At 39.2% G+C, this 21,139-nt stretch carries 19 protein-coding genes, 2 pseudogenes and 1 riboswitch; of the genes and pseudogenes, 6 read left to right on the forward strand and 15 right to left on the reverse strand.

The features are described from left to right. Positions 1 to 243 precede the first annotated feature (243 nt). The 5 genes and pseudogenes from ACFSVN_RS11650 to ACFSVN_RS11670 form a co-directional block, all read right to left on the reverse strand. Positions 244 to 870: a tetratricopeptide repeat protein gene (locus tag ACFSVN_RS11650; protein WP_390303843.1), complete on the reverse strand. Its 627-nt coding sequence runs from the start codon at positions 868 to 870 to the stop codon at positions 244 to 246. 3 nt (positions 871 to 873) lie between these two features. Further along, a complete protein-coding gene (locus tag ACFSVN_RS11655; protein WP_390303846.1) occupies positions 874 to 1,395 on the reverse strand; it encodes a tetratricopeptide repeat protein in 522 nt (173 codons plus the stop codon). Between the two features lie 129 nt (positions 1,396 to 1,524). After that, positions 1,525 to 2,832: pseudogene (locus tag ACFSVN_RS11660) on the reverse strand (serine/threonine protein kinase). A gap of 31 nt (positions 2,833 to 2,863) precedes the next feature. After that, the gene (locus ACFSVN_RS11665; RefSeq protein WP_390303849.1) at positions 2,864 to 3,265 is read right to left on the reverse strand and encodes an ECF-type sigma factor; all 402 of its coding nucleotides are present in this window, start codon (positions 3,263 to 3,265) and stop codon (positions 2,864 to 2,866) included. 283 nt (positions 3,266 to 3,548) lie between these two features. Then, a complete protein-coding gene (locus ACFSVN_RS11670) occupies positions 3,549 to 3,782 on the reverse strand; it encodes a hypothetical protein (RefSeq protein ID WP_390302832.1) in 234 nt (77 codons plus the stop codon). A 263-nt stretch (positions 3,783 to 4,045) separates the two neighbouring features. On the opposite strand from ACFSVN_RS11670, the gene ACFSVN_RS11675 reads away from it, so the two are divergent. Continuing rightward, positions 4,046 to 5,101 (forward strand): agmatine deiminase family protein, encoded by a 1,056-nt coding sequence (locus ACFSVN_RS11675; protein WP_390302834.1) that lies wholly within the window; start codon positions 4,046 to 4,048, stop codon positions 5,099 to 5,101. Between the two features lie 19 nt (positions 5,102 to 5,120). Here the strand turns inward: ACFSVN_RS11675 and ACFSVN_RS11680 are convergent, their stop codons facing one another. The 6 genes from ACFSVN_RS11680 to ACFSVN_RS11705 form a co-directional block, all read right to left on the reverse strand. Continuing rightward, positions 5,121 to 6,416, reverse strand: coding sequence for a M28 family metallopeptidase (locus ACFSVN_RS11680; protein WP_390302836.1), 1,296 nt, complete (start codon positions 6,414 to 6,416; stop codon positions 5,121 to 5,123). Between the two features lie 98 nt (positions 6,417 to 6,514). After that, on the reverse strand, positions 6,515 to 8,536 hold the full coding sequence (locus tag ACFSVN_RS11685; RefSeq protein WP_390302839.1) for an ATP-binding protein: 2,022 nt from the start codon (positions 8,534 to 8,536) through the stop codon (positions 6,515 to 6,517). A 66-nt stretch (positions 8,537 to 8,602) separates the two neighbouring features. After that, complete coding sequence (locus ACFSVN_RS11690) at positions 8,603 to 8,875, reverse strand: hypothetical protein (protein ID WP_390302842.1); 273 nt, start codon at positions 8,873 to 8,875, stop codon at positions 8,603 to 8,605. A gap of 91 nt (positions 8,876 to 8,966) precedes the next feature. After that, on the reverse strand, positions 8,967 to 10,070 hold the full coding sequence (locus ACFSVN_RS11695; RefSeq protein ID WP_390302845.1) for a fatty acid desaturase family protein: 1,104 nt from the start codon (positions 10,068 to 10,070) through the stop codon (positions 8,967 to 8,969). Positions 10,071 to 10,130: 60 nt separating this feature from the next. Then, positions 10,131 to 11,327, reverse strand: coding sequence for a saccharopine dehydrogenase family protein (locus ACFSVN_RS11700; protein ID WP_390302848.1), 1,197 nt, complete (start codon positions 11,325 to 11,327; stop codon positions 10,131 to 10,133). 84 nt (positions 11,328 to 11,411) lie between these two features. Then, positions 11,412 to 11,621 (reverse strand): cold-shock protein, encoded by a 210-nt coding sequence (locus tag ACFSVN_RS11705; protein ID WP_103665130.1) that lies wholly within the window; start codon positions 11,619 to 11,621, stop codon positions 11,412 to 11,414. Positions 11,622 to 11,934: 313 nt separating this feature from the next. Between ACFSVN_RS11705 and ACFSVN_RS11710 the strand changes: the two genes are divergently transcribed. The 4 genes and pseudogenes from ACFSVN_RS11710 (at position 11,935) to ACFSVN_RS11725 (ending at position 14,817) form a co-directional block, all read left to right on the forward strand. Further along, entirely contained in the window at positions 11,935 to 12,663 is a 729-nt protein-coding gene (locus ACFSVN_RS11710; protein ID WP_390302852.1) for an aspartyl protease family protein, read from the forward strand. Continuing rightward, positions 12,600 to 12,743, forward strand: a pseudogene (locus ACFSVN_RS11715) (hypothetical protein); the annotation flags it as partial. The gene ACFSVN_RS11710 and the pseudogene ACFSVN_RS11715, both read left to right, overlap by 64 nt. A gap of 3 nt (positions 12,744 to 12,746) precedes the next feature. After that, the gene (locus ACFSVN_RS11720) at positions 12,747 to 13,229 is read left to right on the forward strand and encodes a PDZ domain-containing protein (protein WP_390303852.1); all 483 of its coding nucleotides are present in this window, start codon (positions 12,747 to 12,749) and stop codon (positions 13,227 to 13,229) included. 133 nt (positions 13,230 to 13,362) lie between these two features. Beyond that, positions 13,363 to 14,817, forward strand: coding sequence for a S10 family peptidase (locus ACFSVN_RS11725; RefSeq protein ID WP_390302855.1), 1,455 nt, complete (start codon positions 13,363 to 13,365; stop codon positions 14,815 to 14,817). Positions 14,818 to 14,958: 141 nt separating this feature from the next. On the opposite strand, the gene ACFSVN_RS11730 is transcribed toward ACFSVN_RS11725, so the two are convergent. The 4 genes from ACFSVN_RS11730 to ACFSVN_RS11745 form a co-directional block, all read right to left on the reverse strand. Next, positions 14,959 to 15,168: a cold-shock protein gene (locus tag ACFSVN_RS11730; protein ID WP_290872680.1), complete on the reverse strand. Its 210-nt coding sequence runs from the start codon at positions 15,166 to 15,168 to the stop codon at positions 14,959 to 14,961. Between the two features lie 304 nt (positions 15,169 to 15,472). Beyond that, on the reverse strand, positions 15,473 to 16,252 hold the full coding sequence (locus ACFSVN_RS11735) for a S1/P1 nuclease (protein WP_390302858.1): 780 nt from the start codon (positions 16,250 to 16,252) through the stop codon (positions 15,473 to 15,475). 76 nt (positions 16,253 to 16,328) lie between these two features. Next, the gene (locus tag ACFSVN_RS11740) at positions 16,329 to 16,820 is read right to left on the reverse strand and encodes a VOC family protein (RefSeq protein WP_390302861.1); all 492 of its coding nucleotides are present in this window, start codon (positions 16,818 to 16,820) and stop codon (positions 16,329 to 16,331) included. 129 nt (positions 16,821 to 16,949) lie between these two features. Further along, positions 16,950 to 18,650 (reverse strand): amidase, encoded by a 1,701-nt coding sequence (locus tag ACFSVN_RS11745; RefSeq protein WP_390302864.1) that lies wholly within the window; start codon positions 18,648 to 18,650, stop codon positions 16,950 to 16,952. A gap of 138 nt (positions 18,651 to 18,788) precedes the next feature. Then, positions 18,789 to 19,004: riboswitch (cobalamin riboswitch) on the forward strand. A gap of 166 nt (positions 19,005 to 19,170) precedes the next feature. On the opposite strand from ACFSVN_RS11745, the gene ACFSVN_RS11750 reads away from it, so the two are divergent. Beyond that, entirely contained in the window at positions 19,171 to 21,027 is a 1,857-nt protein-coding gene (locus ACFSVN_RS11750) for a TonB-dependent receptor plug domain-containing protein (protein ID WP_390302867.1), read from the forward strand. The last annotated feature ends 112 nt before the right edge of the window (positions 21,028 to 21,139 follow it).

Consider the following 21,139-nt stretch of genomic DNA (forward strand, 5'->3'; position numbering starts at 1 on the left):
TTGATTGATGAATTTTAACCTATAATCCTAAGATTAGGCAATAATTGAAGGCATTTATGGAAAAACTTGTAAGTGCTTTTCATACTTATGTTGAATGAACATTTTACCTAAATATGAATGCCTGTAATGAACATAAGATGAAAATGGAAAAATTATATCCCTGATATTTTTGGAATTTTATGATTCCATACCTTTTAAATAGAGAAAGAAACATTCATATAGAGTTGGCTAAGATCATTAATTTCAGATCTTTTGAAGGGCAAGAAGGACTTTCTCTTGCCTGTTCTTATTATCCCCTTCTATTCTTTCTAAAGCTTGATAGGAACTTTTTAGCAGAGAGTCAGCATAGGATATTTGGCCTAATTTCAAATAGAACCTTCCTACATGGTATTCAGCCATTGCACGTTCTATGGAATAATTCTGATGAATCTCCTTAATTTTTTCGAAGCTTTCTGAGTAATAAGGTTCCGCTTTCTCTAATAACCCCTTTTGACTGAGAGCTCTGCCGATCCCTAAATTGGAGTGAACCATAAATGAATGATCATCGGATAGTTCTTTTTTAAAAATTGAAGCTGCTTCTTCAAAACTGGCAATAGCCGAGTCAGGGCGGTTAATTTCAAGCATTAGATTTCCGATGCTAAAAAAGCTAATTCCGGTATTGGTATGATCTCTTCCCAGGATCTCGAGACGCATAGCTAACGCTTCTTCAAAATACTCTCCTGCACGTTCATAATTTTGAAGTTCAGTATCTACCAGTCCAAGATTATTGATGACGACTGCTACATTTGGGTGAATAGGACCAAATAGTTCTTTTTGGATCCTTAACGCTTCCATCATTAAAGATCTGGCTTCAAGAAATTGCCCGGTGATTAATTACAATGCAGCTAAACTATTAATACTTTGTGCTACTTCAGGATGAGGAGATCCAAGAAGCTCTGTACGCTTTTCCAGTACTTCAAGGTATATATCCTCTGCTTCCTGATATTCACCTTTATTATGGAGGGTTATAGCAAGCTTATTCATAATATCCAGTGTTTGAATATTATCAGTACCCAGTTTTGTTGTAAAAACATTCAGGCTTTCACGAGCCAATTCTTCTGCCAGCGTATAATTACCTTGTCTTCGAATACTGTAAGCAAGATTTGAAAGAGTTGAAGCGGTTTCTACATGATCACTACCGAGGGTTTTTTTTCTCTGCTCGTATACCAGCCTAAAAATAGTTTCCGCCTCATGATAATCCCCTATATCATTCAATACTAATCCCAGATTATGTTTGCTTGCCAAGGTAAGAGGATGATAGTACCCCAAGTTTCGCTCTCGCATACTGATCGCATTTCCAATCAGGTATTTCGCCTGCTCAAAATTCCCAATGTTGCGATAAACTTGTCCGGTAATATCAAAAAGTCGTGCCTGAAGAAGGGGTTGACCGGATAATTGTTCAGATTTTTGAACTCCATTTCTGAGGAGTTCTCGGGTGGTAAAGACATTACCAAGGTTGCTTGCCGGGTCGCTGGCTTCAAAAAGCTAGATCAGAAAATCTGAAACTTCTTCTGCTTTTGTTGCGGCCATTTGTGCCTGTGCTCGCTGTTCGGTGATCCTGAATGTATAAAATGAAGCAAAGCTGATGATCAGAATTAATATAAAGGTTGCTACGCCCAGGGCTTTTTTGTTTCTCCGAAGGTATTTTTTTGAAACATAGGTCAGGGTTTTATCACGAGCTGATATGGGTAAATGCTTTTCAAACTTTTTAAGATCTGCTAAGAATGCAGAAGCAGACCGGTATCTATTTCTGTGATGTTTCTGTAAAGCCTTTAAGATGATCTCATCAAGATCAGATCCAATATCTTTGGTTGTCAAACCTGCATTAGGGGCTACATTACCACTTGGTGGAACGGGATTGAAGTAAAGGATCTTTTCATAAGCTTCGGTAAATAAAAGACCATCTAAAGAATAAGGGAGCCTGTTTGTAAGGGATTCATAGAATACTAACCCAAGAGAATAAATGTCGGTGGCAGTTGTAATTGTCTGTTGTCTTATCTGTTCAGGAGCAGCATAGGAGAGTGTTAAAGCATGTTTCTTTATTTCAGGAACGGACTCCTTGGTTTTCCTCCGAAGTAATTTTGAAATTCAGAAATCCCGGATCTTAATATCTTCCTCTTTAGTAACTAAGATATTATCAGGTTTAAGATCTTGATGTACAATCAAATTCTCGTGTGCGTGCTGGACTGCTTTCAAAACTTTCTTAAACAGGTTAATACGGCCTGAAAGAGGAAGTTTGTTTTGAATACAGTATTCAGTGATAGGAATCCCATCTATATATTCCATAATGAAATAGGGAACCCCATCGGCAGTTAAATCTCCGTCATAGATGTGATCAATGCTCGGCTGATTTAGTTCTGCCAGGATGTTTCGTTCTTGTTTGAATCGCTCAATATTGTCTGCAGTGGCTCTGTCTGCATTTATTAATTTAATAGCTACTTTATGCTCAAAAACACCATCAGTTCTTTTTGCAAGAAAAACCGTTCCCATCCCGCCTTTTGCAATTTCTTTGATGATGGTGTAAGCACCAACCTTTTTACCTATTAAAGATCTGGTGCTCTGTAACACATCAAGCTCGTCAGGAAGGTCTTTGAAAATATCGCTAATAAAATCGGCGGGATCTTCGAGCCATCCTTCGGAATCGGTAATGGATTTTATCAGCGCTTCTACTTCATGCTGCAATTCAGTGTTGCCTTGACATTCTTTGCTAATAAATAGCTCTCTGGCTTTAGCAGGTAATGAAAGTGAACGGTCTGCTATATTCTCAATTTTATGCCAGGTCTTTTTGTCCATTCATGAACCCCGGGGCAAGCCTTATAAGATGTTACTTTTCAAGCTCAAATTTCCCTTTCAACTCTTTATAAAGCCATCCTCTTGCTTTCAGCCAATCTCTTTTAACTGTGCTTTCTGAGATTTCCAGCGCTTCAGCAGTTTGTTCAATACTCATTTCACCAAAAAAACGCATTTCGACAACGGTACTCAATCGTTCATTTAGTTTGGATAGTTCTTTTAAGGCATTATCAATATCAATTAGTTCTTGAGCTTTATTATCAAAGGTAAAATAAATGCCTTCAACATAGGTAAGGTCCTTGTTTTTACCGCCTCGTTTCTTAGCATTCTTTTTTCGTGCATAATCAATCAGTATTTGCCTCATGCACTTCGACGCTATAGCCAAAAAATGGTTCCTGTCATTCACCTTTATACAATCCTGGTCAATGATCTTCAGGTAAGTTCATGGACTAATTCTGTTCTGGACAAAGTGTGATCGGAATATTGCCTATTGATATGTCTGTTGGTAATGTTTTTAAGCTTATCATATGCCCCCTGTTCCCCTTCTTTTAACCTATTTAATAAATGCGAAACTTCACTTGCAGTACTCATAAACCAAATATCTTCTCTTCTGATGATCTAAATTCGCATTATCTATAATAGATAATGATAGAAAATTGGAGGTAATAAACCAATTTTGCAACTCAAGTTATTGATGAACTGCCTGTAACTTCATGAAATCATTGGTATATCATGACTTCAGTAAGACCATTCAGTAACTCATCTTTATAATTATCGGAACCTTCAAGCCAACCTTCTGACTCTGTTATAGAATGGAGGTATTCAAAGATCTGTTCTTTAAGTTCTGTCTGCCCGCGATATTTTTGTTCGATAAAAGACTTTCGCTTTTCCTTTGGAACATCCAGAACTTGGTCCAGAATAGGTTCAATGTCATTCCAATTAATTTTACTCATTGTCCTGAAGATTAAATTAAGAGTCCTTAGGCTATTCTAATACGTATACCCAAGACATAAAGGCGTCAATTAATACTATGTTAAACATCCGTTCTATTTATAAAAACAGAGCGGGAAGGTTCATTTATTTAGCTTTAACTTTTAGCATATACATTACATAATTTACAATTCAACCTTACTAATATAAATACATGATAATAAAGTACATTTTCATTGGTTTGATGCTGGTTAAAGTGCCCAAAATTTCAAGATTGTAAATGACAATGAATAGCGGATCAAAATTCAGGATGCCGGCTGAGTGGCACAGGCACGCAGCAACACAGTTACACTGGCCTTCAAACAAAGAAATTTGGTCAGGGGAACGGCTTGATAGAGTAGAAGAGGTGTATTGCAGGATTATTGAAGAATTGCACTTTTTTGAACCCATTCACCTTTTTGTTGAAAACCTGGAAGTTCGAAATCGGGTAATGCAAAAGCTTTCTCTGAAGCCTGTCGAACTCGACAGGATCGTGATCCATCAGCAAAAGATAAATAGTGTTTGGGCACGAGACTGTAGTGCTGTTTTCGTTCAAAAAGGAAATGATTACGTGATCACTGATTGGGATTTCAATGGTTATGGTGGAAAAAGCTCTGTTTGGGGAAATGACAGCATATTACCGTCCTTTATTGCAAATAAGTTCGGCATAAACAGGGTTCAGCCGGGCATGACCCTTGAAGGAGGTGCAATCGATGTGAACGGAGCCGGAGCTTTATTAGCTACTGAATCTGTGTTGTTAAATAAGAACCGAAATCCCAAGCTATCCAAAGCTCAGATTGAGTCCAAATTGAAGGAGTATCTTGGTGTTAAACAGATCATACGGTTAAAGAGAGGGTTAGAGGGGGATGGGAAAGATGGTCATGTTGATCAAGTCACCCGTTGGCTTAATGAAGATACAGTTGTAACATCAGTGTGTGAAAGCAAGGATGATATTAACTATGAAGATCTTGAGAAAAATAAAGAGATCTTAAGATCGGTTAAGCTAAAGAATGGGAAAAATATAAATATTGAGACCTTGCCATTGCCAAAAGTTTGTAATGAGAAAACGGCCTCAAACGGGATGGAAAGTGTACCTGTCAGCTACACATCTTTCTATATTGCCAATGGAGTAGTATTGGTGCCTCTTTATGATAAAAAGTATGATGAGCAGGCATTGGAGTTATTCAGAACTTATTTTCCCGGAAGAAAAATAATAGGCATTCCAAGTCAGGATCTGGCGATAGGAAAAGCTTCTATTCATGGTATCACCCAACAATGGTATGGAATAAACACCCGGGTTTGAAGCAGTATTGAAACAGTAATTAATTTATCTCTTCAATATCGATACGGGTTGGGGTTTTTTCCCCGGAGATGATCATCTTTGATGCATTTGCTACAGCTTTTATGGTATTCGTAGTATGGGGAATATGAATAGTATTGAACTCATCACTAACCTTGTGATAATCCTGATCTATGTCGATAGGGGTTGTGCTGATACTATGCGCAGGTATTCCAAGTCGTGCAAACGGGGCGTTATCTGACCTCAGAAATAGGTTTTGATTTGGATAAGGATCAGGATAAAACTCAAAATCTATGTCGGCTGCACTTTCTTTTAGAATATTACCCAAAGAAGAATATTCAAAACCGGTAACCCAAGCGGTATTAGGGCCTTCAATAGCTGGTTTACCTATCATTTCCAGATTCATCAAAGCAACTATATTCTCAGGATCTATTTGATCTGAAAAGTATGTAGATCCATAACCACCGATTTCCTCAGCAGTGAAAGCAACAAAATATATAGTACGATTGGGTGGAGCAAGACTCTTGAAATACCGGGCCAATTCTATGATTCCAGCTACCCCGGAGGCATTATCATTGGCTCCGTTTGCAACAGAGTCCTCATCAACAGGGGAGATCACTCCAATGTGATCATAATGTGCAGAAAACAAAACGATCTCATCTTTTTTATTCCCTTCGATCATTCCTGCAATATTTGATAGCTCATGGTCTGTTATATCATATTCTAAATCAATGTTAAAACTACGTACAGATTGATCAGTTAATATGAAAACATCATGAGGTGTTTTGTTCAATTCAAGAGAACGATTTGATCGTACAAAGTACGATCGATATCTATGAAACAATTTTGAGTGTTCCCTAGATACCAGAACTACAGAAGATTCCTGATCATCAGTAAGTGCTCTGAATTTTTCCCTGTAATTGTCTTCACTTGAAATGTTTTTGATGTTTGCATCTTCTGTGTTCCATTTCAGATTCGGTGTCATTGCAAGACCAAAGTAATATTTACTGTCTAGTTTTTGGCCATTTATGTGTACAGAAGTTTCAATGGGTTTTGCAGAGTAAATGGTGAAATTCTGCTTGTAGTCTGGTAGGCCTGATAATGTAGAAAGCCCAATTTCTCTGAATTCATTGGAAATAAAATCAGCAGATAGATGAATCTCTGGCTTAAGAGCATGACGACCTTTCATATGATCAGCACTGAGTGTTTGAATAACACGACTTACATTTTGTTCAGAAATATCTGTAGGCCGATTACATGCAGAGATCATTAGGCCAAAAACCATTAAACAAAGCAATAACTTTGTGTTGTAGATCATATTTTTAAGAGAATTTCTTCAACTAATGTTCAATTTTAAGCAACCTTTTTAAACCTATTTGAAAAAAGATGCTATAACAGGGTAAAGCTCTGTAAAAATTAGCTGAACCATTTGTAGATCATATCTTTAATATCGTCCATGGAGACAGGTTTTGTAAGGAAATCATTCATACCTGCATTTAAACACCTTTCGCGATCTTCCAAAAATGCATTGGCAGTAATTGCGATAATCACAGGTTGTTCGTTTTCAGGTATATCATTTCTGATTCTTTTTGTGGATTCTATCCCATCCATTACAGGCATTTCCATATCCATAAGTATAAGGTCGTAAGTTTCTTTATTCAGTTTGTCCAATACTTCTTGCCCATTATTTACCACAGAAACTGAAATATTAATATTCTTGAGTATCTTAAGAATAACTTTTTGATTCATCAGGTTATCTTCTGCAACCAGTACATGAAGGTCCGATATTCTAGCTTCTGATAGCTCTAAATTAAGGTCATACTCTTGTTCGTCAGTTGCCAGATTTGAAGTTTTAGGGGCTTTTAATGTGAAATAAAAAGTGGTTTCGCTCCCAAGTTCACTTTCAAACCAGATCTCGCCGTCCAAAGCTTCTACCAATTTTTTACTTATTACCAAGCCTAAACCTGTTCCGCCGTGCTTTCTGGTAGAACTTGGATCGGCCTGGGAGAAACTCTTGAATAAACGGTGGATGTTTTTGTTGGATATTCCGGGACCGGTATCGCTGATCGTAAACTTAAGATCCCCCTTTCTATTTACTTCATCATTCGTTTGAAGGAATACAGAAATAGATCCTTTTGCGGTGAACTTGATAGCATTACCTATAAGGTTGATCAAAATCTGTTTTAAATGAGTTGAGTCAGATAAGATCCACTCAGGAACATCTTCTTCAATTTTTAATTCTATCTTCAGATCTTTATTTGAAGAAAGTGGAGACAGAAGTTGGGTGATCTCCTTCACTAATTTTCTGATATTGACCGGTTCCATTTCCGTTTCAATACCCATTGATTCAAACTTAGAATAATCTAAGATGTTGTTTAAGATCTCGAGAAGGTGCTCTCCACTTTGCTTTATGTTCAACGCGAACTCTTTGTTTTCTTTTTCGGAATCTGAGTGCAGTAACAACTCTGATAATCCTATTACGGCATTTAATGGGGTTCTGATCTCATGACTCATGGTCGAGAGAAATTGACTTTTGGCTTTTGCTGCTTCTTCAGCTTTTATGCGAGACTTTGTCAATGAGTTGGTGAAGCGGTAGGAAAGAATGAGAGATTGAAGAAAAAAGAAGGAAAAGAAACCAATAAAATTAAGAGGCAGGTTCTCTTTAAGTATGGTGTTGTACTCAAGCAAGTTATGAAGGAATACGATGAACACAAGTACTACACTTGCTAAAGCAAATTTTGCCCCCTCTCTCTTATTTTTAACAGCTTTTATATATACCCAGGTTATATAGGTAATAAATAAAGAAACGATCATGAAAAACAGATCAACTGTCTTTGTAAAGTAATAAGGAGATAGCAAGATAACGGAAGCAGAGAATGCTCCAAATATTCCCGATAGTGAATAGATGATCGGTTTTGACGTTTCTTTTGGATAAAGTTGTTGTACAAAAATGCAAAAAAGAGCAGGGGTAAAGTAAAGGCTAAAATATTCGGCTTTTACAGTAAGAAGCCATGGAAGGTTAGGAAGTAGATAATGCAAGGGGTACAATTCAGTACCGAGAATACGATAACTGAAAAAGAAACAAACAAAGGCGAAGTACAGCATCGGGATCTCATGGCGACCAAAAAGGTACAATCCCAGAAAAAATAAACCGATCATAAATAAACAGCCGGTTAAAAGCAGACTGAATCCAAGTTTGATAGTCCGCTTTTTTTCCAGGTATTCAATATTTCCTATCGAAATAGGAAGCCGGGATCCGCCTTTGCTATGCCTGAAATTGGCAATCTGGAGAACAAGTTCAAGAGTGTCCGAATTAAACTGATCAATAGAAATGGTTTTAGGTAACCAAAACGGGGTATACTCATCCCGGGATTTTGCAACCTGTCCATTTTTAGCAACTTCAATTCCATTTATATATAGCGTGTAGGCCGTGTACATATCAGGAATGGTAACCCCTAGCTGGGAAGCGCCTTTGGGTTTTTGAATTTCGAGAGCATAAGTGGCCTAACCAAATGAGGAAAGTTGTGGATCTTCATTCCAAAGGTGGGGAAAGCTGACAAATCTGGTTTTTAAAGTAGAATCTAAAGCATGTGGCTCAAGAAGTTCTTCCCAGTAAAATTTCCACTCCCCATTTAACTCAACTGCACCTTGAGTATGAAAATCTATGCTTGTAAGATCAATGGTCCCCTCATCTGCAACAGGTTGAGCAAATAAACCCGTGCTTACAAAAAATAAAAGAGCCCACCCCAAAAAGAAGTTTAAAGGACTACTATCCATATTTCATTTACTAACCTATACAGTATTTTTCCCGCATAGAATGTATGAAATTAGGAGATGAATTTGAGGCTTTTAATATTAGAATTCACATTTAGGCAGCCGATGGTAAGTTAAAGTCAGGGTCTCCGAAATTCTTTAGCGTTCGATAATGAGAGCCTATGGCCTCTCTAAACGTTTTGTGGTGATTGTAAGGAATGCCAAACTCTTTAGCTGTTTTTTCAACTATAAGGCTGATCTCAGGGTAATGAATACTGCAAACTTTAGGAAATAAGTGGTGTTCGATCTGAAAATTCAATCCACCTATATACCAGGAAAGAAGTTTGTTATCGCGGGCAAAATTATTAGTAGTAATCATTTCATGGATAGCCCAGTGATTTTCGATCATATTATCTTCATTTGGCTCGGGGTGCATGGTTTCCTCAACCACATGAGCAAGCTGAAATATGACTCCCAGTATAAAACCTGCAGTAAGATGCAGGCTTATAAACCCGATCAGCCATTGGTACCAGGTTATATCCAGAATAAGGAGAGGGAGTGCTATAGTATAGCCGTAATAGATAATTTTTGTAACAATGAGGGTGATCCATTCCTTGGTGGGATGATTCTTGTTCTCATATGGTCCCAGAGGACTTTTGAAGAAGTACCAGTAATCTTTTACAAACACCCAAAAGAAAGTGGCAAAGCTATAAGCGAAAAAAGCTAAAATATGCTGTACTCTGTGAACGGGTTTAAAATCAGAATGTGGAGATAAACGAATGAATGCAGCTACTTCAAGGTCCTCATCATGACCATGAATATTGGTATAGGTGTGATGAATGATATTATGGGTGATCTTCCAGATATAACCGTTTGCACCCATCAGATCGAAGGTGAGACCCAATGCATAGTTTACCTTGTTGTTAGAAGAATAAGCTCCGTGAAGTGCATCATGGGCAACTGAAAATCCGATACCCGCCATCCCTATGCCCATGGTAACACACAGTAGCCACATCACACCTAAAGAGAATTGCCCAGACATTATCAACGCGTAGGCTCCAAAATAAAGGCTAAGAAGAGTGATGGTTTTTATCACCATGGAAGCATTCGAATGCCGGGATAAATTTCTTTCCTCAAAATAGTCGCTTACTCTTTGTTTAACAGTACGACTGAATTCTTTATCAATCTTATTGTTGAATGTGACTTTCTGTACACTCACTGAAACCTCGGTAATTTATTTAATCATTGCAGGCTTAAAGTACACATAATTGTGTTTAAATCACTCCGGATCTATCATTACTTGTAATCCGCGCTGTTGTAATCGTACAGCTAATTTCATTCCAAAGGCAGTGGCTGGAGTCAAAAAGCCTTTTGCTTCAGTGATATTATTCTCAGATTCAGCCAGGCATAAGGCTGATTCACACAAAAAGAAAACCGTTGATTTATTTCCGGGATCACCGGGGTAAGACATCGTAAGGGTATGATGATTTCCTTGAGAATCGTTTGCCATTGCTTTCATTTTGAAGTATCCGTTTTGAATCTGGTCTTCAGAAGGCCCTTCCCCCGGAGCAGGCATGATCTTTTTTAGGAACGTTCTGAACCACTTGTAAGGCCCAAAAATAGTCAATGAAAAAAGCATCAATGAAATAAATAAAAAAGGGAGGGGGTTATACCATTTTCCTAAAGAAGAATGCTCACTGTAGGAAATGCTTTTGGCGTAAGACTTCCTCATTTTCCTCATGATAGAAGCACTCTTATATACTACTTTTGAATTAATGGCTCCCATAATAAATGGTGAAGACCATCGATTGATATTCTTGTCATATCCAAAAAAATGCCCATTCTCAGGGGGGTGAATAAGCTGATCACTTTGATGAAGTAAAAGACGTGGGTCATTCATTTCTTTATACTCCCCTGTCTCAAATTTATTAAGCATGGTAGCTATGGTTCCCCCATTAAATCCCCCGCTAATACTGTAATAAGCTTTGATGTTCAATTTTTCAGGTTGATCAAATTCTCTGCTTAATAGCAACGTTGAGAGATCTGCCGGAATACTGTCAAAACCTGAAAAGGGGATGAGCTTGGCGCCACTTTGTTCAGCAAGATCCCCGTATCGATCTTTCATTTTTTTGATAAACCCAACTTCTCCGGTTATATCCAGGTAATGAGTACCGGATCTGGCACAAGCAGCTATTACTTCTTCCCCATATAAGGAGAATGGCCCAACTGTTGTGATGACGATCTTTGTTCGCTTAACTACGGCTTCAACCTGTTTTTTGTCAGTTGTATCAACGGTAAAACAACGATCAACTGAGAGGTTAAGCTTATCAGCAACAGCAGATAATTTTTCAGAATTTCGTGCGGCAATCCCCCAGTTCAGGTCATTAGGAGCATTATCTTTCAGATAGTTTGCCGCGCGCTTACCGGTAAAACCGGTAGCACCTATTAGAATAATATCGAAGGGTTTAGAAGCCATATCAGGTTTTGGATAAGATTCACAGATACAAAAAAACCCCGCATGTGATATACATGCGGGGTTTTAAATTCTCACAGGCTAGAATTAGCCAACTCGAGAAACTTCAATGGCACTAAGGCCTTTAGGAGTTTCTTCAACGTCGTATTCTACTTCTTCGCCATCAGCAAGCCCCTCTTCAAAACCAAGGTTCTGGATGTTGTTGCGGTGAACAAAAATATCTTTTCCACCATTGTCAGGTTCGATGAATCCAAATCCTTTTTGTGCATCAAACCATTTAATTTTACCGTATTCCATAATGTTGTTGTCTTGTATTGATTACAACTGCGTTTATTACTATTAATTAAGTTAAACAGAAATATTAAGTGCAGCTGTTAATTTATTGTTAGTTGTACAAACTATAGAGGGGAAACAAATACTATACTGAATATACTAATACTGATTCTTACCATACATTTTGCATCACCTTTAATATCTGCTTTTCTATAATTAATACCAAAAAGTGATTGTTAATTTTATATTAGCTATTAAGTATTAAATAAATGTGCAAATTTTTGAGCAATCAAAGACGTTAATCAAACATGAATATTAAAGCTAATCTCTATTGGTAATGTTAAGTGCATTTAAGAAAACAGGAATACCGGTTGTGCTATTATCATTGGTAATAGGCTGTAGCAGCTTGTACGCACAGGAATCACTCTCAAAAGTATTCGAGATCACAAGAAATAATGATCGCCGCGTAACCATACCTTTTACATTGATCAATAATCTTATCGTCATTGAGGCCAGCATAAACAATTCAGCTCCTATGAAGTTTATTTTGGATTCCGGGGCGAGCGGAAATATTCTAACCTCGGTATATGATGAGGGACTTTATTTGAATAATGTTGAAACTGTACGGCTTGCAGGTCTTGGAGAGGGGAACTCAATAGAAGCTTTTCTGTCTTTAGACAATAATATTAAGATCGGCGAGAGGATAGTAGCATCAAATGCAGAAGTTTTATTACTCAAGGAAGATATTTTCCAGCTTGATACGTTCATGGGAACCAAAATAAATGGGATTTTAGGCCACGACTTTTTTGAAAGTTTTGCTGTTGAAATTAACTATAGCCGTAAATTACTTAGGATCTACGAACCGAATGCTTTTCAAGAGAAATTCAGGGAGCTTCCTGAGCACCGAAAATGGTATGAGCTTCCACTGACGGTACAAAATGATAAATCGTACATTGAAGTAGGTTATAAACATAAGGAAGGGGGGCATTTACGCCTCTCCGGTTGCTTCTTGATACCGGGGCAAGTAACTCGTTTTCGTTATATGAGTCAAAAGATGAGAGCATAAAAGTACCTGAAGCTAATGTAAATTCAATCATTGGAACAGGTTTAAGTGGAAAAGTAATTGGAAAACTTGGAATGGTACAATCAATGAAAATTGGGGAATTCATTTTCGAGGAACCGGTTATAGCATTTCCTGATAGTCATTCTGTACGCAGAGTCCTTAGGATCGAAGATAGAAAAGGAAGTATTGGGGGGGGGGATGTTTTACGCAGATTTAAAGTGATCTTTCATTATGAGAATGGTTCACTGTATCTCCGCAAGAACAGTAACTACAATGATGAATTTTACTTTAATTCGAGCGGGATCGAAGTTTACACCCCAATTCCGGATCTTCCATTCTACGTAGTAGCTTATGTTAGGGAGGGCTCTCCCGCATTTTTAGCAGGTATTGAAGAAGGAGATGTGATCAATGAAATAAATGGAAGGAACGTATTCAATCTTAAAATGGACGACCTGATCAATTACTTTCAGTATAAAAAAGGGAGTAGAATTTTTCTAAAAGTTGAGAGAGACTCAACGGTTATAGATTTCAGGTTTAGGATAGACAATCAACTCGTGCCGGATAGCTAACTTAGCAAGAGGTTTTACTGTTTTTGATTATAATTTGACAGCTTTATTCACTAACTATGAATTGTCAAATCATAATTAACCATTTATATCTATGCTTATAAATATAAGAAAGCCTTTGCTGCTGACAGTATTTATGCTGTTTTCATTTTCAGTAGTGGCGCAGGAATCCAGTGAACGTACTTCAAAAATTGATTGGAGTAATACGACTGAACACCAGGTAACCATAAAAGGGGAGCGTGTTCCCTATACTACCACTGTAGGGAATCAACCGGTTTGGAATGAGGACGGGAAAGCCGTTGCTTCACTTTTTTATACCTACTATGAAAGGTCTGATGTTAATGATAAAACCCGAAGACCACTTGTTATTTCTTTTAACGGGGGGCCGGGCTCAGCTTCAGTTTGGATGCACATAGGTTATACCGGACCTAAAAAACTTAAAATTGATGATGAAGGCTTTCCCATTCAACCATATGGAGTAGAAGATAATCCACATTCGATTTTAGATGTTGCAGATATCGTCTTTGTAAATCCGGTGAACGTAGCTTTTTCCAGGATTTTGGATGAGGAAACAGATCGCTCTATGTTTTTTGGGGTAAATGCAGATGTTGATTACCTCGCCGATTGGATCGATACCTTCGTTTCCCGCCAAGATCGCTGGCCCTCACCTAAATATCTTATAGGCGAGAGTTATGGAACAACCAGGGTTTCAGGACTTGCTAATCGCCTTCAGTCGTCTCATTGGATGTATTTGAATGGGGTTATATTGGTTTCACCTACCGGACTTGGAATAGAGCGTAGCGGCCCGGTCGGGGATGCTACACCGTTGCCTTATTTTGCAGCAACAGCCTGGTATCATGATGCTTTAGATAACAGCCTTCAGCAGAAAGATCTGGATGATATCCTCCCTGAGGTTGAAGAATTCACGATTAATGAATACATACCGGCACTGGCAAAAGGCGGGTTTATTAGTGATGAAGAACGTGATGAAATTGCCGAAAAAGTGTCTCTGTATTCCGGTATTTCAAAACAGGCAATTCTGGACCGAAATTTGAGTATTTCAACAGGGTTTTTCTGGAAAGAATTACTTCGGGATGAAGGATTAACTGTAGGACGTCTTGATTCAAGATATCGCGGAATTGATCGGGAGAATGGTGGAGAACGATATGATTTTGATCCGGCACTTACCGCCTGGAATCATGCATTCACACCGGCCATTAACCACTATTTAAGAGATGAGTTGGGATATGAAACCGATCTTCAGTACTGGACATTCGGCCCTGTACATCCCTGGGATCGAAGTGGCAATAATACCGGCGAGAACTTGAGATCTGCAATGGCGGAAAATCCGTTTTTGCATGTAATGACTCAGTCAGGATATTATGATGGCGGTACCAACTACTTTGATGCCAAATACACTATGTGGCATACCGATCCAAGCGGCAAGCTAAAAGATCGTATGTCCTTTAAAGGATATCGTTCCGGTCATATGATGTATTTGCGTTCTGAAGACCTTGCTACTTCCAATGAGGATATCAGGGAATTCATCCGAAATTCCATTCCTGAAGAAGGAATGCCTGCTAAGTACTGACCCTAAAAATAGTACGATATCAAAAAGGCCATCATTATGATGGCCTTTTTTTATTCAAGAATAATTGAGAATAACATAAAGCCATAAAAAAAGCCCCGAACAACTTAATGTCCGGGGCTCTAATTTCTTCGAAGGAAGGAATTATTCGAGGATGTAAACTTCAGTAGCGCTAAGGCCTTTATCAGTTTCTTCCACAGAAAATTCTACTTCTTCGCCATCATTGATACCTTCGTTAAATCCGAGGTTCTCAATGTTGTTTCGGTGAACAAAGATGTCTTTTTCACCATTATCAGGTTGGATAAACCCAAAACCTTTTTGAGTATCGAACCATTTTACTTTACCGTATTCCATAATATAAATATATAAGTGTTGTTCGCAGGCACAGTGTACTATATGCTTAAAAAATGAGCATATTTCATTTCTAAAATCGGCTGCGAAATTTAAATGTTAGTTAAAACAAACCAGAGAAGGGAAACTAATACTGTACTAAATGAAAAAATACCGATGTTGCCTTTAATTAATTTGCACTCTCAAGTTCTCCTTTATTCTCCCCAATCCCAAACTTTATTTCCCCGATAGAAGTAAAGAAGTGATAAAGTACGCCACGAGACTGCTTTCCTTTAGGCTTACTTGATCACTTCATTACTTCTCACTGTCATTCATAGATCTCATTGATCAAACCGGCCATGCGTACTCCGGCTTTCAGTAGGCGCATTTGAACAGTATCCCAGTTATTGTAGGCATATTCGTAACTAAGTTCTTTGTCTTCGGGCATGTCATATACCTGAGGTAATAAATCTTGTGACTCATACGCCCAATCCAGAACGGAGGAACTTTGCCATTCTTTGATCTGTGCATCTGTTGGATGATTGATGAAGTCAGCAAGTTCGGTAAAACTCAGTTGCTTATCGTCTATCATCTCGCTGTCCCAAACCCGGTGGAGATTTGAGTTACTCCAAAACCATTGAAGCCTTACATCGTTACCGCCACGGTCGGTTCCGTTACCCACGTGAAGTGGTTGGTGCAGATCGCCCACCAAATGAACCAGTACTTTTAAATTCTCAGCTTCCTGTTTTGGGGTAAGTCCACCTTCTTTTAATTCAGACACTACTTTATCGATAGCCCAAATGATATCTCCGTCTTCATTCTTTTCAGCAGTTTCATATGTTTCGCCTTCGGGGATGGTTACGTAATGCCAGGGGGCCATGTAATCATAATCACCATCAGAGCGAACTTCATCCATCCAGGTACTCACCTGAGCCAGCGATTCATTTCCCAAAACGCGTTTCACTTCTTTCGCGGCATTATCGGTGAGGTAATGTTCGGCTATATCTCCTGTAGTGCGGTGGCCAATCTGTCCCCAGCGTACGTTTTCAGAAGTGGTTGATGTAAATCCAAAAATAAAGATTGACAGAAAAGTAATGAGCTTGGTCATGGTAAAATCTTTTGGTTGAAATAAGGGTTAAGATAAGGTGAGGTATGTTAGGATACAGTAAATAAATCAGGAAGGATCATTTTAAATCACCAAGAAGATCCTGAATGTCCAAACCACGGGTATACATTTCGATGCTTCCATCGTTAGTTCGCGGCCATTCGCTTTTGGGCCGATCATGGTATAATTCAACCCCATTTTCATCAGGGTCGTCTAAATAGATAGCTTCGGAAACTCCATGGTCAGAAGCACCCGAAATAGGATAGCCGGCATCCATAAGTCGCTGAAGAATTTCAGCCAGATCTTTTCGGCTGGGGTAAAGGATGGCGGTGTGAAATAAGCCTGCACTGCGTTTTGGGGCTGGTGGTGCTCCTTTACTTTGCCAGGTATTTAAGCCTATGTGATGGTGATAGCCTCCTGCTGAAATAAAAGCGGCCTGGTCTCCATAGGTTGTGATCAGTTCGAATCCCAGTAATCCACAGTAAAAATCGAGGGAGCGTTGAAGGTCAGAAACTTTCAGGTGAATGTGACCAATGCGTGTTTGATCGGGCACTTTATATTCTTCAGGCATAACTAAAAAATTTAGAATAGATTTTAAATAAAATAGAAAGCACCTTCACCATAGACAAGCTTTTAAAAGGGGTTAAGAAAACTCCTTCTAAGAAGAAATTTGACCGGTGAACGATACAAATCGAACCGTTTAGTGTTCGTTTTGGAACCTATTATTCCCTTCAATCCAGAAACAGGGGGGGTGTTTTTTATGATGATCGGTAGCATTTTGATAAGCCTTGGCAACGGCAAGTAAAGCTGCCTCATTGAACAGATCTCCCACAAAAGTGATGCTTGTTGGATTTCCACCATCCGTAAAACCGTTTGGAAGAACCACGCTTGGGTGGCCGGTAAGATTTGTTACCAGCAAATTTCCTCCGCCAAAAGAAGGAGAGAGGTACACATCCACTTTCTGCATTACAGAATCCATCTTCTGGATCAGCTCATATCTGGCCCGATTGGCATTAATATATTCGGTAGCAGGAATAAAATGAGCGGCACGGAATGTATTCGGCCACGCACTTGGCGATTGCCACTCCATCAAATCATCCTGATCGGTAAGGGTTAATTGGTCAAAGGCAGCAGCTCCTTCCGCAGTCAGGATCAATCGTAAAGGTCCTGCATTGAAATCAGGCAACTCAATGGGGATCAATTCAACTCCCAGATCTCTCATGGTCTCAAGAACTAAGCTGTCCCGTTCTTTATTCCAGTAATCTTGTTCAAAGGCGGATTCCAGGTAACCGATCTTTAGAGTGGTAATATCAAGGTCTGCCTTATAATTGAAGGGCAAATTAACGATCGTTTGGTCTTTCCCATCATCACCATAAATGGCATTGAATACAATGGCTGCATCTTCAACGCTTCGGGTAATAGGTCCGATCTTATCCATGCTCCAGCTCAGAGCCATAGCTCCGTTTCGGCTTACCCTCCCGTAGGTAGAGCGAAGTCCTGTAGTACCATTTCGGGTAGAGGGTGAGACGATAGAGCCCAAAGTTTCCGTGCCAATGGCAAAGGGGAAAAATCCCGCTGCTGTTCCTGCAGCTGAGCCGGCGGAAGAACCACTTGACCCTTGCTCAATATTCCAGGGATTATTTGTTCTTCCTCCAAACCAGATATCTCCATAAGCGAGCGCGCCCAGAGTAGTCTTGGCGATCAGGACAGCCCCGGCTTCATCCAGTTTTTGGATCACTGTTGCAGTTTCGTCGATCTCCTGATCTTTATATGGAGCTGCTCCCCAGGTAGTTTTATAGCCTTCTACAGCTAACAGATCTTTAGCACCATAGGGAATTCCGTGAAGCGGTCCTCGGTAGATGCCATTTTCAAGTTCAACATCCATTTGCTCAGCTTGTTCAAGGGCTCGTTCCCTGGTAACGGTGATGATCGCTTCGAGTTTCTCATCATGTTTTTCAATTCGGTCTAAAAAGAATTCAGTCAATTCAACGGATGTGATCTTCTGATCTTTAATAAGGGAGGCCAATTCACCAATAGTATAAAATGCTAATTCATTGCGGTTTTCAGGAATTTTAACATCTTCGGGAAGGTCCCATACCTGAGCACCTTGTTGGAAATTAAAGCGTTTGCCTACAGGAATAGGGTTGAAGTTGAGAGCAGGAGGAGTTGAATTTTGGAGATGCAGATCTCGGATAGCTTGTAAATTATTTCGGGTACTTTCTAGCGAGGAGACCATGGTGTCCCGTTCGGTTTCTGTAAACTCTAACCCAATAACAGAGGCGGCATTCCGGATCATCTCTGATGTGATGGGTGCATCTTTGTCCTGAATGAGTGTGAAAGCAAGAAGAAAGCCGAGAGTAATCCCCCCGCAAAAAAGAATGATTTTGTTGAACCTATTCATGTGTTGTTGATAATGTTATGACAGTTAGAGCGATAATTCTATGTACAAGGATTATTAACAGAATAGAAGAGTATGTCAATATGAATTGTATAAGTAAATAAAAATCCAGATTTGAATTATTCCATAATGTATTTACTTTTGGGTCGAATTAATGATGGTCTCGGGCAGACGTAAAATCGCCCGGAGTTAAAAGGGAATCTCGTGAGATACGAGAGCTGTTCCCGCAACTGTAATCCGAATCTGCCGAAAGGTCGATCACTTGCAGCCTCACCTTTGCCACTGTTTCAAATTATATGAAACGGGAAGGCGCTGCCAACGGAAAGCCAGGAGACCTGCCATCATTTTAACTGTCACACCTCTTTCGGGTAAAAAGATGTGCAGATCAACAATTATGCTTTTTGTTCCTAAACTATACCGGAAGTTCACAGGCTGAAGACCAGCCCTTGGAATAACTATATCTATTTGGGACTTATAAGTTTTACCCGCCTAATTATATCCAAAAACTTTTAAATAAAGCTACATGAACTATTTAATTACCATCTTGATAATGTTATTCCTGGCAGTTTCTGAAACCGGCTTTGCCCAGATTGCTGATACCCTTGATCTGGGAGAAGTTGTTGTTACCGCTTCCAAAACACCCACCACAGAGCGTGAAACTACAAAGCCTGTAACTGTTATTGACCGTGAGGAAATTGAACGTTATTCAGGTTCTTCCCTTTCAGAACTGTTGAACGAACAAAATGGAGTAATGATTAACGGAGCGGTTTCAAGTCCCGGCAAAGATAAGTCGGTATATCTAAGAGGTGCTTCAACTCAATATACACTAGTTCTTATCGATGGCTTTCCGGTTACGGATCCATCTGGAGAGGGAGGAGCTTTTGATCTTAGGTTACTGCCACTTGAAAACGTAGAGCGCATTGAGATCGTAAAAGGAAGTATGAGTACACTGTATGGCTCCGATGCCATTGCAGGAGTGATCAATGTGATCACAAAAAAACCAGAAGATGGAAGTTTCAATCTGAATGGTAAAGCGGCTTATGGTTCCTACAATACCAATGATTTGTCTTTGGGGGCAAATGGCCGGACCGGGCTCGTTGGTTATTCCGTAAATTTGTCACGAGAATTTACAGATGGGATCTCTGAAGCTGATCCGGATGGGCAGCCTGATTTTAACAAGGATGGATTCGAACGACTTGCATTAAATTCACAAGTATCGGTTTCTCCTGTTGAGGGGCTGAGCATTACTCCATTTATTAATTTTTCACGGTATGACGGAGACTACGATAATGGAGCATTTACGGACGGAGCGAATACCTATGAAGCCGATTTGTTAAATACCGGAGCTCGTTTACGCTACGATACCGGGGACCTCGTAATACAAGAAGCAGCTACTTTTACAAGTACAGAGCGTAAATTTACGGACAGTTTTGGAGTGTTCAATCCCGAGGCTACCCTGTTTAATTCCGATCTGTATGTTACCTATAATAAGTTTTCTAAAGTTCGATTTTTGGCAGGTTTCAATATCCAAAACCTGAATTTTAAGTTAGATGCTATTAACGAGGGATCGAGTATTCTAAGTCCTTATGTAACAACATATCTGGAATCCGGATTTGGATTGAATGGAGAATTGGGGCTTCGATACAACAACCATTCTGAGTACGGAAGCAACTGGACCTTTAATATTGCTCCTGTTTATAATTTCAATGAACAGTTCAAACTTTTAGCTTCCGTGAGTTCTGGGTTCAAGGCACCGACACTGAATGAACTTTTTGGTCCCTTTGGAGCCAATACAGATCTTAAACCACAAAAAAGCCTGACCTTTGATGCGGGGATTGAATTTCTGTCTGCAGATTCAAAATTACAGGCCAGCGTGATCTATTTCAAAAGAGATATCGAAGACATGATCTCGTATGATGGGACATTGGGATATATCAACATCAACGAGCAAAATGATTCAGGGCTGGAAGTATCAACAGAGTATCAGTTCACAACAACACGGATTAAGCTGTTCTATAATTATTTGGATGGAGCCATTACACAAAATGGTGAGGAAACAGATAATTTGATCCGCAGACCCGATCATCAGTTTGGAACTTCAGTAGAGCAAAGGTTCAGCGAAAATCTTCAAGCCGGGTTAAGCGGTTCGTTTATAGGACAGAGAAATGATCTGTTTTATAATTCCCAGACCTTCACTAATGATGAAGTAGAGTTAGACAGCTATGTTCTTTTGGATGCCCGCATTCAGTATAGTTTTCTCAATGAGAAGCTTACAATATTTGCTTCTGTAAACAATATTTTGAATTCAGAATATACAGAAGTTTATGGCTTCAATACTCGGGGGACCCACTTTAAAGGCGGACTGAAGTTTTCATATTGATTCTTCAGGTACCCTTAAATGATGAAAGTATTTAATAACATATACTGTCCGTTATATTTTACCATACTTATTTAAATATCAATACAAAAAAATACTTTTAATAAGAGTAATT

The organism is Gracilimonas halophila (assembly GCF_042684365.1).
Lineage (GTDB): Bacteria > Bacteroidota > Rhodothermia > Balneolales > Balneolaceae > Gracilimonas > Gracilimonas halophila.